The 15,421-nt window shown below is 61.6% G+C and carries 14 protein-coding genes; 9 read left to right on the forward strand and 5 right to left on the reverse strand.

The genetic code is table 11. The features are described 5' to 3' along the window. Positions 1-56: 56 nt before the first annotated feature. The 3 genes from ACOXXX_RS02430 to ACOXXX_RS02440 all read left to right on the forward strand — a co-directional run bounded on the left by ACOXXX_RS02430 (position 57) and on the right by ACOXXX_RS02440 (position 4,241). A protein-coding gene (locus tag ACOXXX_RS02430; RefSeq protein ID WP_422824954.1) for an IS3 family transposase occupies positions 57-1,183 on the forward strand; the annotation gives its coding sequence in 2 pieces (ribosomal slippage) (positions 57-321 and positions 321-1,183; 1,128 coding nt in all). Positions 1,184-1,497: 314 nt separating this feature from the next. Next, complete coding sequence (locus ACOXXX_RS02435; RefSeq protein WP_422824955.1) at positions 1,498-2,724, forward strand: esterase/lipase family protein; 1,227 nt, start codon at positions 1,498-1,500, stop codon at positions 2,722-2,724. Positions 2,725-2,759: 35 nt separating this feature from the next. Then, complete coding sequence (locus ACOXXX_RS02440; protein ID WP_422824956.1) at positions 2,760-4,241, forward strand: hypothetical protein; 1,482 nt, start codon at positions 2,760-2,762, stop codon at positions 4,239-4,241. A gap of 145 nt (positions 4,242-4,386) precedes the next feature. Here ACOXXX_RS02440 and ACOXXX_RS02445 read toward each other — a convergent pair whose 3' ends face one another. Together ACOXXX_RS02445 and ACOXXX_RS02450 are read right to left on the reverse strand one after the other, a co-directional pair. Beyond that, positions 4,387-5,580, reverse strand: a complete 1,194-nt coding sequence (locus ACOXXX_RS02445) for a DUF932 domain-containing protein (RefSeq protein ID WP_422824957.1) — start codon at positions 5,578-5,580, stop codon at positions 4,387-4,389. Positions 5,581-5,669: 89 nt separating this feature from the next. Then, positions 5,670-6,860 carry a site-specific integrase gene (locus ACOXXX_RS02450; protein ID WP_422824958.1) on the reverse strand — a complete coding sequence of 397 codons (1,191 nt, stop codon included), beginning with the start codon at positions 6,858-6,860 and terminating at the stop codon, positions 5,670-5,672. A 113-nt stretch (positions 6,861-6,973) separates the two neighbouring features. Between ACOXXX_RS02450 and dusA the strand changes: the two genes are divergently transcribed. The 4 genes from dusA (at position 6,974) to ACOXXX_RS02470 (ending at position 11,409) form a co-directional block, all read left to right on the forward strand. Beyond that, positions 6,974-7,978, forward strand: coding sequence for a tRNA dihydrouridine(20/20a) synthase DusA (gene dusA, locus ACOXXX_RS02455; RefSeq protein ID WP_422824959.1), 1,005 nt, complete (start codon positions 6,974-6,976; stop codon positions 7,976-7,978). Between the two features lie 72 nt (positions 7,979-8,050). Continuing rightward, positions 8,051-8,875 carry a sulfite exporter TauE/SafE family protein gene (locus tag ACOXXX_RS02460; RefSeq protein WP_422824960.1) on the forward strand — a complete coding sequence of 275 codons (825 nt, stop codon included), beginning with the start codon at positions 8,051-8,053 and terminating at the stop codon, positions 8,873-8,875. After that, entirely contained in the window at positions 8,869-9,654 is a 786-nt protein-coding gene (locus tag ACOXXX_RS02465; protein WP_422824961.1) for a hypothetical protein, read from the forward strand. Before ACOXXX_RS02460 ends, ACOXXX_RS02465 begins: the two co-directional genes overlap by 7 nt. A gap of 165 nt (positions 9,655-9,819) precedes the next feature. After that, a complete protein-coding gene (locus ACOXXX_RS02470) occupies positions 9,820-11,409 on the forward strand; it encodes a calcium-binding protein (RefSeq protein ID WP_422824962.1) in 1,590 nt (529 codons plus the stop codon). A 50-nt stretch (positions 11,410-11,459) separates the two neighbouring features. Here the strand turns inward: ACOXXX_RS02470 and ACOXXX_RS02475 are convergent, their stop codons facing one another. From ACOXXX_RS02475 to ccmI, 3 genes are read right to left on the reverse strand one after another with little or no spacing between them, the layout of a single operon-like run. After that, entirely contained in the window at positions 11,460-11,705 is a 246-nt protein-coding gene (locus ACOXXX_RS02475) for a DUF1289 domain-containing protein (protein WP_422824963.1), read from the reverse strand. Beyond that, complete coding sequence (ruvX, locus tag ACOXXX_RS02480) at positions 11,702-12,193, reverse strand: Holliday junction resolvase RuvX (RefSeq protein ID WP_422824964.1); 492 nt, start codon at positions 12,191-12,193, stop codon at positions 11,702-11,704. The genes ACOXXX_RS02475 and ruvX overlap by 4 nt, the downstream gene beginning before the upstream one ends. Before the next feature lie 7 nt (positions 12,194-12,200). Beyond that, positions 12,201-13,436: a c-type cytochrome biogenesis protein CcmI gene (gene ccmI / locus ACOXXX_RS02485; RefSeq protein ID WP_422824965.1), complete on the reverse strand. Its 1,236-nt coding sequence runs from the start codon at positions 13,434-13,436 to the stop codon at positions 12,201-12,203. A 310-nt stretch (positions 13,437-13,746) separates the two neighbouring features. Here ccmI and ACOXXX_RS02490 point away from each other — a divergent pair, with 310 nt between their 5' ends. Together ACOXXX_RS02490 and ACOXXX_RS02495 are read left to right on the forward strand one after the other, a co-directional pair. After that, positions 13,747-14,349 (forward strand): superoxide dismutase, encoded by a 603-nt coding sequence (locus ACOXXX_RS02490; protein WP_422824966.1) that lies wholly within the window; start codon positions 13,747-13,749, stop codon positions 14,347-14,349. Positions 14,350-14,485: 136 nt separating this feature from the next. Then, the gene (locus ACOXXX_RS02495; protein ID WP_422824967.1) at positions 14,486-15,421 is read left to right on the forward strand and encodes a hypothetical protein; all 936 of its coding nucleotides are present in this window, start codon (positions 14,486-14,488) and stop codon (positions 15,419-15,421) included.

Raw genomic sequence — 15,421 nt, forward strand, 5'->3', positions numbered from 1 at the left:
TGGTCCTCCCCCACTGAAGTGGTCCTCCGCTATGTTTAGGAAAACGGAGGAAACACATGGCCAACAAGCGACCAAAGCCCGAGGAGATTGTCACGAAATTACGGCAAGTTGAGGTTCTGACGGGGCAAGGTCTGCCGCGACTGGATGCGATCCGGCAGATTGGCGTGACTGAACAGACCTACTACCGGTGGAAGAAGAAGTACGGTGGAATGGGCACAGACCAGTTGAAGGAATTGAAGCGGCTTCAGAAAGAGAACGAGCGGCTGCGCAAAGCTGTTTCCGATCTGACGTTGGACAAGCTGATCCTTGCAGAGGCCGCAAAGGGAAACTTCTAAGCCCCGCTCGTCGCCGTGCTTGCATTGATCGCGTTCGTGCCGAGCTGAATGTCTCGGAACGCCGCGCCTGCCGGGTACTGCGACAGCACCGATCCACACAGCGCAGGGTGCCAGTTGGCCGCCGGGATGAAGAACGATTGGTGGCCGACATGATCGAACTGACCCGGCAGTATGGCCGATACGGCTATCGTCGGATCGCTGCGCTGCTGAGAGACGCTGGCTGGCATGTGAACGATAAGCGGGTCGAAAGGCTGTGGCGACGAGAGGGGCTGAAAGTGCCAATGAAACAACCGAAGAAAGGGAGGCTCTGGCTCAATGACGGATCGTGTGTCCGGCTTCGGCCGGAACGGCGCGATCATGTCTGGAGCTATGACTTCGTGCATTGCCGCACCGAAGATGGAAAGGCGTTCCGCACGCTCAACATCATCGATGAATACAGCCGAGAATGTTTGGCCATCCGTGTGGATCGCAAGCTGAACTCGGGCAAGGTCATCGACACCTTGAGCGACCTGTTCATCCTGCGCGGCATCCCGTCGTTCATTCGGTCTGACAATGGCCCGGAGTTCGTTGCTCAGGCCGTGCGGGACTGGATCGAGGCTGTCGGAGCAAAGACCGCTTACATCGAACCCGGGTCGCCTTGGGAGAACGGATATTGTGAAGGCTTCAATGCCCGGTTCCGGGATGAGTTCTTGAACGGCGAAATCTTCTACAGCCTACGCGAGGCGCAAATATTGATCGAAGAATGGAGGAAGCACTACAACACGAAACGCCCACATAGTGCTCTGGGCTACCGCCCGCCAGCGCCAGAAGCCATCGTTCAGATGGACCAAAGGCCAGTCATGCACTAACAATCAGATCGGACCACTCAACTGGGGCTGATCACTGAGGGTGAGTTTCTGTTGCTTGGTCATCGGGATATCTCCGCGACAGGCCAGCCGGGAGCCTCTCTCCCGACCTCCAAACCCGTCACGGAACATCCGGCACCCCTCTCACTCTAGATAGACCTGAAAATGCCTTCAGCGCCAAAGCGAGGTAGGGATGAAATCATGACCTCGGACGCGGCGGTTCACCGGTCTAGTTCCGACCTTTATTTATTGACGTTGTGGCGATATTCTATGCTTTGATCAGGTACGATCCGTTCAGTTCTGCTCAAACGGAGATAATGATGGTGGGGCAGTGGTTGAGGCGCAGCAAAGATGGAACAGCGATAGTATTCATCCACGGAATTCTCTCGGATGGAGAATCCTGCTGGCAAAACAAAAACGGCGAATATTGGCCAAAGCTACTTGAAGCGGAAAAGCAGTTCGAAGAATCCGGAATCTACATTTTCACATATAAGACCGGATTATTCTCGGGGACATATAGGCTTGGCGATGTGATAGATAGCCTTAAAGAGTACTTTCGGCTTGACGCACTGTTGGATAATTCTCAAATCGCGTTTGTTTGCCATAGTATGGGGGGCATTGTTGCTCGAAAGTTTATAGTTGAGAGAAAAAGTGATTTCGAGAATCGAAACGTTGAGTTGGGACTGTTTTTGATTGCCTCTCCATCACTTGGCTCGAATTACGCTAATTGGCTGTCGCCGCTTGCGAGGCTTTTTGGTCACACTCAGGAAGATGCGTTGCGCTTCGCTCAAACCAATTCATGGCTATTGGACTTAGACAAGGAATTCATAAATTTCAAGGAGTCTGGTGATATAAGGATTGAGGGTAAGGAATTGATTGAAGACAATTTTATTGTCTTTAAAGGTCTTATACGTCGCCAGGTTGTAGAGCCATTTTCTGGAGCTAGATATTTTGGCGAGCCTTTCAAAGTTCCAAACTCGGACCACTCGTCAATTGCAAAGCCAGAAAGCGCAGAATCTATTCAGCATCGTCTTTTACTTAGTTTTCTGAATGGCTTCTTCAAGCGCGTCGAGGTCATCGAAAATACTATTGGAGGCGAATCGGCTGAAGTTGATGGGTCAAGCGGTAGCGGTTCGAATGCAGCGATTGAAGCTTGTATCGACGATTTTTCTGTTGAAGACTTTCCTGTTGGGCCAATTGTAAAACAATATTCTGCTTTTAATCTCGCGAGGTCTTATGCTGATTGTTTCGATCATTTTGAAGCACGGGCGCTTATTGGTAAGATAAACGAAGCTAGACGTCAGGCGAGCCGCGATAAAGTCGATGTAGGCCAAATCCGCAAGGGAAAGTTACCCGACGCGGGCATTGTCGGCCTGGAGAACTTTTGGCTGGAAGTTTTCGAACAAGCTGCGCTGCATGGACCTCGAATGATGGCATCCATCTTGCTGTCTGTCGATCACCCGCAATTGTCTGACGCAGCCAAGATGGAGCGAAGCGAACTTCTGCGTCGATTGCAACGAATCGCCTCGAATGGTAGCGTATAAGCCCTGTCCTAAGAAATTTTGGAGTGGATGATTTGATGCAAAAACAGATTTCAAAAATTGTCCGAAACGCTCTCATTTTATTGAGCTTTTGTTCCTTTGTCAGTATTGGCGGAGTAGCTGAAGCTCAAGACCGGGAAATCGCCGTAGGCGATTTTCGCGCAATCGAAGCGATGGGCGATGTACTGTTCTCGCAGGAGGATCGGACCACCACTGCGTTACGTGAAGCAGGATACCGGCCTCTTGTCGATTCGGCGATGTGGAAGGATTTCAGTCCAACTAGAAAGATTGAGACGGCTTACTTGGAAGCCGAGGAGGCCAGGCAAGGTGCCGGAGAGACATTCTTGAGAAAATTGGCGCATGTGGCTGCTGGATCTAGCGAAGGACTGCGTGTCGAGCCGGACATTGCAGCGTACTTAAAGGATCCGCCACCATCGGAGAATGTCGAATTCAAGAGGTTGCAGCACACTCCGACTGCATCTGAGATACCCAATGACATAATTCCTCGAATCTTAACCTTGGTAGATGCGATTAGCCATGGCGCTATGGGCGGACCTAGACGTGTCGCGAAATTTCATCTGGGCCTGACCGATCGCCAAATATATGAAGCGTTCAGAACTTCGAATTCGGCTCAGGAAGGATTGTGGAAAGCAATCCATATGCTCGCATGCCCACCCTGCCAGCAACGGCTCGCAGAATTAGCAAGGCAAGTTCAGATTGAATATGAGGGCGCTCGCTCCGAAAAGTCTCTCAATGATTTGGTCGGAAGGTATCTCTATTCTGGCGACACTACAGTTGGGCCTTGGAACGAGATGCGTGCTCGTCTGGAGCAAGTTGTATTGGAGGGGGATATACGCCTTGAGCCTGAAAAGGTAGCGCACATGCAAGATGCGGTTAGAGACTGGCAGAATGAGCGAGCCAAGATCGCGGAACGTTGGATCAAGTCCGGGATGACACCGAGTGCTCAGCTATGGGAGAAAGAGTTCTTCGACTATACTCAGCGTAATCCCCAGATGGCAGCCTTGTGGGGATTTGCGATCATCAGTTTTGAGACAGATTCTCTGGTTTTTGAATCGACTATGCGAGCATACATATCTGAAACCCTAACTAAGAATCGAAGTGAAACACGAGAAGGTGTTGTTGAAGCGCTCAGAAACAATGGCATGACCAGTTCACAGATCCGACGGTCTAGTGACCTTGTAGATGCTGTAGCCAACCTGAGAAGTGCAGAAAACTGGTTCGATAGCTTAATCTCCGAGGGATTCCTAACATCGGCAGATAAGCGAGCAGCTGAGTATTTCGACCCCCGTCTTGAGGGAGTCAACAACAACAGGAACTACTCTTTTCAAATCTTATTGGACCACGCGAGTGAATGGTATACCTCAAAGGTTGGGCCGAAACCCGCAGATGGATATCAACACTATTCGCGACGGATGGGCTTCTTGTCTGAATCAGATAGCTTGAAATATTTTCGATCTGACGCGGTAAATGATTGGGTTGACCGGATGTGCCCAAAGTGAACTTGCGCAAAGATGCACTGCGCTGGGGCTTTTCAATGAAAAGATGAATGCACTTGTCGATGGGAATTGATACTCGTTGTGGCGTTGCAGGGGTATAACGATGGTCTTTCCGAACTCTAGGTAGATAACGGTCCGATAGGACGGGCTAGTTCAAGACCTCCAACAACGCCTTCGCCTTCCCCTCCATCACCAACCGCGCATCCTGCTGCGACTTCGACCGGGCGACCGCCGTAATCCCCTGCACGAAGTCGAAGACGCTCTCTGGCGGGCGGCCTTCCTCGGCGAGCACCGTCTCGACGATCCGCCCCGTCTCTGCCTTCGAGAACCCGCGCTTGCGCAGGAAATCCTGTCGGTCCTCGTCCGACCGCGCGACGATCTTCTCCTGCGCTGCGCGGATGCCGTCGATGAAGGGCGCGGGCGAGGACTCGGCGAAGCGGCTGAGCGCCGGGGCGGCCTCGTGCGCGAAGCGGGAGGCGGCGTATTTCGAATGCCGGATGGTGATCTCCTGGAAATCCTCGACGCCCCAGAGGTTTCGGTTCTGGCAGACGGCGCGCAGGTAGAAGCTGGCGATGCCGAGCGTCTTGGCCCCCACCTCGGAGTTCCAGCAATAGAACCCCCGGAAATAGAGGTCGGGCGAGCCGTCGGACAGCAGCCCCGCCTCGATCGGGTTCAGGTCATCGACGAGGAACAGGAACACGTCGCGGTCCGAGGCGTAGAGCGTCGTCGTCTCCTTCGTCACGTCCACGCGTGGGTTGTAGATGCCGGTCGACCAGTCGAGCACGCCCGGCACTTTCCAGCGCGTGTCGCCCGTACCATTGCCCGCGATACGCTGCACGGCGGAGACCAGTTCGTGGTCGTAGATGCGGCCATAGTCGGGGCCGGTCACCGCGCGCAGCTCGGTCCGGCCATTCGCGACCTCCATGGTTTTGATCTGCTCAGCCCGGTGGTTGGTCAGCCCGTACTGCAGGTTAATGCCCGCCAGCGGCGCGGGAAGTTGCCGAAGATATGCCGCGGGCGCGCCGACGAGGCTGGAGATCTGGCCAAAGCTCCAATGTGTCGGCGCTATGGGTTCATCTGCGCCCGGCAGGACCAGCCCCAACTTCTCCGGGTTCTCGCGATGCGCCTCGACCCGGATTGCCGCACTCTCCACCGTGCGCGTCCGGCTCCGCTCCGCCCGGCCCTTTACCGAGGCGAAGAGATCGTCGAGCGACAGATACCGCTCATCATCCGGCCGCAAGAACCATTCGGACGACACCCGGTCCACATTCGCACCGCGCGACACATCCACCTTGTAGCCGCCGCTGATATCACGCCCGGCATCGATGATTTGGGTATTCATGGGTTTTCTCCCGCGACGGGCGGCCGGGAGCCTCTCTCTCGACCTCCAAACCCGTCACGGGCCGGGACGGCTCCCCTCTGACTCTCGGATCACTCGGCCGCGAGGTTCCCGGACGAGAATGGCGCGCGCGAGGCGGCCATCCTATGCAGTGCTTCAGGCCTGATATGCGTGTAGCGGCGCAGCATCTTCCAATCCTTGTGGCCGGTGACGAGGGCGACCTGTTCTATGGCGAAGCCTGCCTCGAAGAGGCGGCTAGTGCCTTCGTGGCGCAGATCGTGGAAATGCAGGTCCTTCACGCTGACTTCGACGCAGGCGCGCCGAAAAGCGGTTCCGACCGATCTTGAGTTGTAGGGAAAGATGCGGCCCTTTGCGTGCCCCAATTCCTTGGCCTGCGCCGTGACCAGCGCCCAAGCGTCGAAGCCAGTGGCCGCGAAGAGCGGGATGCGCTGGTCATTTCCGGTCTTGTTGCGCGGGTCTTTTCGGTCGCGGATCAGGAGCATCCGGCGGTCGACGTCGAGATCGGCCCATTCGACGCGGCAGATCTCGTCGAGCCGCATGGCGGTGGCCACCGCGAACTTCACGATCCGCGTCATCGGTGTCGTCAGACGTTCGTTGTCATCGAAGCAACGGAAGAGGCGGTTCAACTCGTCCGTGGTGGGGCGACGATCCCTCTCTGTGCCTTTGCCGATCAGGCCGTGACGCTTGAGCGCGACACGCGTCAGATCGACGGGCTCCGGAGAGATGTCGAGGCCGTGCACGGCTGCCGCATGGGTGATGATCATCTTGATCACGCCGATATCGATCCCGAGAGTGACCGGATCTGCGCCCTGATCTGCACGCATTTTCCCGTAGTCGATAAGCTTCTGCCAATCCAGGTGCCCGATCTTCTCCTTGCCCAACGGCGTTTTGGGAAATCCGGGGCCGTTCTTTGCTGCCTCTCGGCTGCGCCTCGAACGCGAAGATCGGCTCTCTTCTTTGCTTGATCCCAAAACGCCGGAGATCGCGCTTGAGCGTCGTGAGCGTGGCGGCCTTGGCTCGCGACGCGGCGGTTTCCCTACCTCGCACATATCGGTTATATGAAGGTCGATGAGGTCGCCAAAGGTCTGGAGGCGGGAAACGGACGACTTGTTCGGAGCCAGCCCCTGATCGACCCGGGTCTCCGCCTGGCGGGCCCAACGATGGGCGTCGTCGCGGCGGAGGAACGTCTCGCTCGCATAGCGGCCCTTTCGTCTGATCTGGACCCGGTAGGCACCGGAGGGGAGCTTGGTGATGGAGGCCATTTTCGTGTGCGCTGTGTGTGCAATGAGTCGTCGTAGAGGGGCAAATTCGGGGATATTGGGGCGTATTCCAGCGTAGCAGCATCCGCCGCCAACAGTTTGAAGATACACAAAAAATGAAAATAAATCAACACGCTAGATTGTCTACGGCCCCTATGATGGATTGGACCGACCGGCACTGCCGGTTCTTTCATCGGCAGATGTCGCGCGAGGTTTTGCTTTATACCGAGATGGTCACCGCGCCCGCGTTGGTGCGGGGGCAGGCTTTGCATCTGCTTGACCATCATCCCGCGGAACATCCCGTGGCGCTGCAGCTTGGCGGGTCCGATTCGGCGGAGTTGGCGGAGGCGGCGCGGATGGGGGCCGCGGCGGGCTATGACGAGATCAACCTCAACGTCGGCTGCCCGTCGGACCGGGTGCAGTCGGGCACCTTCGGCGCGGTGCTGATGCGCGACGCCGGATTGGTGGCGCGCTGCGTTCAAGCGATGCGGGCGGCGGTCGATGTTCCCGTGACCGTCAAATGCCGCATCGGTGTCGATGAGCAGGACCCCGAAACCGTGCTGCCGGAATTTCTGGCGCGGGTCGCGGCGGCGGGGTGCGAGCGCTTTACCATCCATGCGCGCAAGGCCTGGCTGCAGGGGCTTTCGCCGAAGGAGAACCGCGATATCCCGCCGCTGGATTACGACCTGGTACAGCGGATGAAAGGGCTTTTCCCGGCGCTGCACCTGTCGGTCAATGGCGGCGTCACCTCGCTGAGCCAGGCGCGGGCCTTTCTTGAGGCCGGGATGGACGGGGTAATGGTGGGCCGCGCGGCCTATCATCAGCCGTGGGACCTGCTGGCCGCTGCGGATCGCGAGATCTTCGGTGCCGCGACGCCCGTGCCAAGCCCGCAAGAGGTGGCCCGGGCAATGCTGCCCTACATCGAGGCGCATCTGGCTGCGGGCGGACGCCTTCACCAAGTCACGCGGCACATGCTGGGGCTTTTCGCCGGGCGGCCCGGGGCGCGGATCTGGCGGCGGGTGCTGTCCGAGGGTGCGTCGCGCGATGGCGCCGGGTCTGCGCTGATGCTCGAGGCGCTGGAACGCGTCGAGGCGGCACAGGACGCGGTGGCCGTCGGCTGAGCCTGTACATCTTGGTGCTTGCCTTCCGGCGCTGCGGATAGTCTACGACAGGCGCACCCCAAGGACCTGTCGATGCCCGAATTTGCCGACCTGCTGCCGCTTCTGGCGCTTCTGATGATCGCAGGGGCCTTTGCCGGGCTGCTGGCGGGCATGCTGGGGATCGGCGGCGGGATCGTGCATGTGCCTGCCTTCTTCTACAGTTTTCAGACGCTGGGTTATGGCGGCCCGCAGCTCATGCAGATCTGCCTGGCCACGTCGCTGGCGGCGATCATCGTGACCTCGGCCCGGTCTGTCATGGCGCATCACGGACGCGGCGCGGTGGACTGGACGATCCTGAAGACCTGGGCGCCCGGCATTGCGGCGGGGGCGCTTTTGGGCGTGCTGGTGGCGTCGGCGCTGCGCTCGGCCACACTGCAGATCCTGTTCGGGGCGGTGGCGCTGATCGTGGGTCTCTATCTGGCGTTCGGGCGGCCCACCTGGCGGCTGGGGAACGCGATGCCGCGCGGGCTGACGCGGGCGGTGTTGTCGCCGCTGGTGGGGTTCCTGTCGGTGCTGATGGGCATCGGCGGCGGCAGTTTCGGGGTGCCGCTGATGACGCTTTTCGGGGTGCCGATGCACCGCGCCGTCGCCACCGCGGCGGGTTTCGGCGTGCTGATCGCGGTGCCGTCGGTCGCGGCCTTCCTGCTGGTGGAGATCGACCAGCCCGCGCGCCCGCCCTTCATGCTGGGGGCGGTCAATCTTGCCGCCTTTGCGATCGCCGTGTCGATGACGCTGATTACGGCCCCTCTGGGCGCGCGCATCGCCCATGCGCTGGACGCACTATTGCTGCGCCGGGTCTTTGCGGTGTTTGTGCTGATTGTTGCGCTCAACATGCTGCGCAAGGCGGCGGGATGGTAGCGGGCACCGCAAAGACCGGGTGGCGGCGCATCGCCGCGCATCCGCAGACGCTGGCCTGGGCGCAGGCGGCGCATGCAGTGGGCTGCCGCGTGGCGCAGGATCCTGCGATGCAGGCGGAGTGGCTGCAATGCGGCGGTACCTGGTTCGTCGGCGTCGATGCCTTGCCCACGGGCCCGGACGGCGCCATCGGCGACGTGCCGCTGGCCGGTCCAGCCATCGACCTGCTGCGCCCGCTCCCGGATCTGCATCCCGCGCAGCTGTCGATCACCTATCCCGGCTATCCGCGCCCGCGGGCGGGCGAAAGCGAGGCTGCCTTCGGCTACCGCCACAAACGTGATGCGGCGCATATGGACGGGGTGACCGCCGAAGGGGCGGACCGGCGGCGTCATATCACCGAACCGCATGCCTGGATCCTTGGCCTGCCGCTGACCGCCTGCGACGGCCGCGCCAGCCCGCTTGTGGTGTGGGAGGGCAGCCACCGGATCATGCGCCACGCGCTGCGGCAGCGGCTGGCGCAGATCGATCCCGCCGACTGGGGCCGTACGGATGTAACCGACGCCTATGTCGCGGCGCGCAGAGAGGTGTTCGCCACCTGCCGCCGCGTGACCTTGCCCGCCGATCCGGGCGAGGCGCTGCTGCTGCACCGGCTGTGCCTGCACGGCGTCGCCCCGTGGGAAGAGGAGGCAGTCGCGCCGCCAGAGGGACGCATGGTCGCCTACTTCCGCCCGGTGATCGCGGGGGGCGTGGCCGCCTGGCTGGCCGAGGATGCGGATGATTGAACGCGCGGCCGGGCGCTCATCCGAAGGAAGAGTGTCGTCGCGCGACGAGCCTCAATGACGTGCCAAACCCGCAATTGTCGGCGTTAACGAAATATTAACTTTTAGTTCTACCCAAGCCGCAAGCTTCGAGGCTAAGCTTTTCCCCATAACCTGGGGGTTGTTAACATGTACGGATTATTGATTCTTTTGGGCATTGCCCTTTTTGCAGGCGTTCTGGATTTCTCGTCCGACAGCGACGATGACGACAGCACGCCAGAGCCGCAGGGCACCGACGGCGACGACGATCTGACGCTGGGGCCGGCCAACAACATGCTGATGGCGCTGGACGGCAACGACGCCGTGCGCGGCGGCGAGGGCGATGACACGCTGACGGGCGGGCCGGGCGATGACACGCTTGTCGGGCAGTTCGGCAATGACGAACTTTCGGGCCAGCGCGGCGACGATCTGCTCAAGGGCGGGTTCGGCGACGACTTCCTGTCGGGGGGCGCAGAGGATGACGACCTGCGCGGCGGCGCGGGCGACGACACGCTGGAAGGCGGGGCCGGTGATGACCGGCTGACCGACACCGACGGCAACGATGTGCTGAGCGGCGGGCCGGGCGACAATTACCTCGATGGCGGGCCGGGTGACGATGCGCTGTCGGCCAACGACGGTCAGAACACCATTCTGGGCGGGGCTGGTGACGATTTCATCGTGAATGGCTTCTTGACCGCGACGCCCGGCATCGGCGGCGGACTTTACGGCGAAGAGGGCGACGACACGATCCTTGGCGGCGGCGCGGCGGAGTTCATCAGCGGCGGGCCGGGCATCGACGAGCTTTACGGCTACCCAAACGACGACACGTTGACCGGCGGGCCCGGCGACGATTCGCTTTACGGGATGGAGGATGACGACCTTCTGTTCGGCAACGACGGCGACGACTATCTTGAAGGCGGCGACGGCGATGACACGATCAACGGCGGCGCGGGCAACGACTGGGCGTTCGGCGGCGACGGCGACGATCTGGTCGAAGGCCGCAGCGGCGATGACCGGCTGGAAGGCAATGCGGGCGACGACCATGTCGATGGCGAGCTTGGCAATGACACGCTTTTCGGCGGCGACGGCAACGACACGCTGCAGGGCGGTGACGACAACGATTCACTGCGCGGCAGCACCGGCGACGACCGTCTTGAGGGCGGCAAGGGCGACGACACCGTCGATGGCAGCGAAGGCGATGACACGCTCTTTGGCGGCGACGGGAATGACCTGCTTGACGGACGCCTGGGCACCAACCAGTCCAGCGGTGGCGAAGGCAACGATACTCTTTTGGGCACGCTCGGAACCGATGACACGCTCATGGGTGACGCGGGCGACGACGTTCTGATCGATGGCGGCACCCAGGCGGGGGGCGAAGGCGACGACAGCCTGGCCGGTGCGTCCACCCTGATGGACGGCGGCGCTGGGGCGGATGCGCTTCTGCTCAACGACGCGGCGCTGGCCATCGGCGGCGCCGGGGCCGACACTTTCACCTACGATGTCGGCGTGACCACGGGGGCGGCCAGTATCGGCGATTTCAGCACCGCCGAGGATACGCTGGTGATCCAGGTGCCCGACGACGCGGTCATTGGTGCGCTGATGCTGGATTACGATGCGGTCAGCATGACCTCCAGCGTCACGCTTGAAATCGACGGGGCCACGGTCGAAATCGCATCTGTTGTCAATTCGGGCGGCCCGATCACCGCGGATGACGTGACCATCGTGTCGGCAGCGGCCTGACAGGCACCCGGCCCCGGCCTTGGCCGGGGCGGCAAGCCATTGCTTGCGCCTCAGTCCTTTGCCGCCGCCCGGTCCAGCCGGGCGCGGCGTCCGCCCCGGCGTTTGGCCAGCAGCGGCGCGCGGGTCGGCAGCTCGGCCATGATCCGGCGGCGGTCTTCGGGACTCAGCCGCGACCATTGCGCGATTTCGTCGATGGAGCGCAGGCAGCCGGTGCAAATCCGCGCCTCGGGATGCACCACGCAGATCTTCACGCAGGGGCTTTCGACCTCGTCCCGGGTCCAGACGTCTTTGGTCATCGGGCCTGTCCTTCGTTCGTGTGGTCAAGGTGCCTGATCCGGTCCAGCACGCCTTGCAGGATATAGGATGCGGCGACGTGGTCTATCACTTCCGCACGGCGCCTGCGCGAAGTGTCGGCCTCCAGCAACGCGCGTTCGGCGGCCACGGTCGAAAGCCGTTCGTCCCAGAACCCGATCGGCCCGTCCCAGAGCCGCGACAGATTGCGGGCAAAGGCGCGGGTCGACTGGCAGCGCGGCCCTTCGGAGCCGTCCATGTTGCGCGGCAGCCCCAGGATCAGCCCGCCGACGCTGCGCGCCGCGATCAGCTCTTGCAGCCGTGCGGCATCAAGCGTGAATTTGCGCCGCTTGATGGTTTCGATCGGAGTGGCGACCGACCACATCAGGTCCGACACCGCGACGCCGATGGTCTTGTCGCCGAGGTCCAGCCCCATCAGCGCCTGCCGCCGGGGCAGAGCGGCGGCGAACTCCTCTATGGCCTCGACGATCATCGCGCCGTCACTGGGTGATGCCCGCGTTGCGAGCCCCTTCGCGCACGATGTCGAGCGCATCGTCATTCCCGGCAAAGACCTCTTGCGCGTCCTGCCAGATCGCGATGGCCTGGCCCTGGTTGCCCAGGACACCATAGGCGCCGATCAGGCGGGCCCATTCCTCGGGCGTGCCGCCTTCAGTGGCCAGCCGGTCCGACAGGCGCGCGACCATGCCGCGGATCATCTCGGCCCGCTCGTCGGCGCTCATCTGCCCCGCGGCCTGCATGTCGCCCTCGGTCGGGCCGGGCAGGGCATCTGTGCCCATCTCGGGCAGCTGGAAGTTGAACGCCCCGGCGCGGAAGGCCATTTCCTCGATCTGCGCGCGCAGGGGCGGCAGCCAGGGATCGTCGGGGCGGCTTTCGCTCAGAAGCTCGGCCCACAGCCGGAAGGCGGCGTCGGGACGCCCGGTCTGCGCCCACATCAGCCCGCCATAGTACCGCGCCACGCCATTGCTCGGATCGCGCGCCAGCGCCGCCTCGAGCGCACGCTCGGCTTCGGGCGAGACATAGCCCCCGGCGGCGAGAATCATCATGTCCGCAAGATTGGCATAATCCGCGCCCGTCGCGGCATCGCCGCGAATTCGCAGGATTTCCTGTTGCGCCTTGTAGGCCGCGACGTAATTACCAAGCGCCGCCTCGCTGCGGGCCAGCAGGGTATAGCCCTGCAAATCGTCGGGGCGTTCGGCGACGGCGGCGCGCAGCTTGGTCACCAGATCAAGGTATTCCTGCGACACCTCGGCATTGGTTTCGGCCGGAACCTGGGATTCCGCCACACTTTGCGCGGGGCGCCCGGCGCGGGCTTCTGCCGCGGCATCCTTGCGCGCCTGGAGCGCCAGATCGCCATAGCCCGGCGCGCCCAATTGCACATAGAGGCCGTAGCCGCCCCCCACCAGAACCGCGACCATCACCGCCGCCACGATCCAGCCCAGAAGGCGCGGCTGGCGGGAGACATCGCTGGTCTGCGCGGCCTTGCTGTCGGCGGCAAGGATGCGGCGCGACACCTCGGTGCGCAGCCGTTCGGCATCCTCTTCGCTGATCACGCCGCGGGCAAGATCGCGTTCGACCTCTTTCAGCTGGTCGCGGTAGACCTGCAGATCGAACGCCCCGGCATCGGCATTGTCGCGCCGCCCGCGCAGCAGAGCCAGCACCAGCAGCACACATACCGCCAAAGCCAGGGCGGCCGTGATCCCCCAGAATGCAGTCATCGCTGATCATCCATTATATCCATGAGGGTCATGTAACCTCGGGCAGGCTTGGGAAAAAGGGCAAAACCGGCGGCTGCCGCGCCATGTCGCAACAGCGCCGCCGTCGCGCGGTCGAATCCTGCGCCCCCGGGGGATGGCCATGGCGGCCAAAATTTCTGCGCCCCGACCGGATTTTTGCGGAACGCATCCCGGGGCGCCGCGTTTAATCCATGACAATCGCCCGTGAAGGTGGTTGGCCTGCCCTTGACGGGGGCCAGCCAACCCATCAGACAACGGGTAAGACATTTCTTACCACGAAAGGGGTCTAAACATGGCTTTTACACTTCCCGATCTTCCGTACGCCCATGACGCGCTCGCCTCCAAGGGCATGAGCCAGGAAACGCTTGAGTATCACCACGACATTCACCACAAGGCCTACGTCGACAACGGGTCCAAGCTGATTGCCGGAACCGAGTGGGAAGGCAAGTCGGTCGAAGAGATCGTCAAAGGCACCTACAACGCCAATGCCGTCGCTCAGTCGGGTATCTTCAACAACGCCAGCCAGCACTGGAACCACACCCAGTTCTGGGAGATGATGGGGCCTGACGGCAACAAGATGCCTGGCGAGCTTGAAAAGGCGCTGACCGACAGCTTCGGCTCGGTCGACAAGTTCAAGGAAGACTTCGCCGCCGCCGGTGGTGGTCAGTTCGGGTCTGGCTGGGCCTGGCTGGTCAAGGACAGCGATGGCAGCCTGAAGGTGACCAAGACCGAAAACGGTGTGAACCCGCTCTGCTTCGGCCAGACCGCGCTTCTGGGCTGCGACGTGTGGGAGCATTCCTACTACATCGACTTCCGCAACAAGCGCCCCGCGTACCTCACCAACTTCCTCGACAACTTGGTGAACTGGGAAAACGTCGCATCGCGCATGAGCTGACGATGATTTTCGCGGGCCCTGAGGGGTCTGCGCAGCAATCATAAAGCCTCGGGGTTCGCCCCCGGGGCTTTTTCGTCTGCGGTTGACAGCGCCGGACCGCTGCGTTTTTCTTGAAGAAATTTATCAAGAGGAACGTATGTTTAGGGTTATTCTTGCCTCTGCCGCCATGCTCGTCGCCGCGTGCGATTTGGTACGGGACGATCTGAACTCTTCGGGGGGGGTCGTGGGGCGAGGATATTCCCAGCATCTGTTTCCCGCCGTCACACATGCACAGCGCTTTGACCGGTATCTGCTGTCGCTGATGGTACTGGCGCCCGTGGTGCTGGAAACCTCTGCCGATGCGCCACAGGCGGCTGCGGCGATCAACCGGGTCAACGCCGCCTACCGGTCTTTGGCCGAACTGCGACAGGCCGCGGCCAGTTGCACTGTCGGCGCGCCGGCCGGTGGCTGCGCGCTCACGCCGGTGGACGAGGGGACGCCGACGGCCTACGCCTTTGAATCGCTGGCCTACGACGTGCAATCCGACCTTTATTTCCTGTCCAAGGAGTTGATCGTCAATCTTGACCTCGACGCCAGCGCCGAGGATCTGGCGGCGCTCAACCTGACCGGGCTGGTGGGGCTGGTCAGTCGTTTCCGCGAACTTTTCCCCATTGCCCGGCGTGGCGCCGCCACCTATCGCGACGGTGTCGTGCTGCTGGCCGACACGGTGCGGCGGTCCTGCGTGGCGACGCAGGCGGCAGGCACCGACGGCAGCATGACCGAGGCCGGCAAACGCGCCTGCGGTCGGCTGCAAGAGCAGATCACGGCGCGGTATGGCAGGGGGCAGGACATCGGCGGGCCGAACGACATCCAGACGCTGCTTTACTTGGCTCGGGCCGCGGCGGACGGGCACGCCTGGGCGATGACCCAGGCACAGCGGCGCGCGGCGATCTATCATATCGACGCCGCCTGCGCGCGGGCTTTCGATATTCAAAAGATCGACAACGAGGAAAACCTGCTCAATTGCGGCACCGTCGCGCAGAATGACAATACCCCGTCCAGGGCCCGCGTGGCGCTTTGGGCGCGGCTCTGA

The organism is Thalassococcus sp. BH17M4-6 (assembly GCF_049323015.1).
Lineage (GTDB): Bacteria > Pseudomonadota > Alphaproteobacteria > Rhodobacterales > Rhodobacteraceae > Puniceibacterium.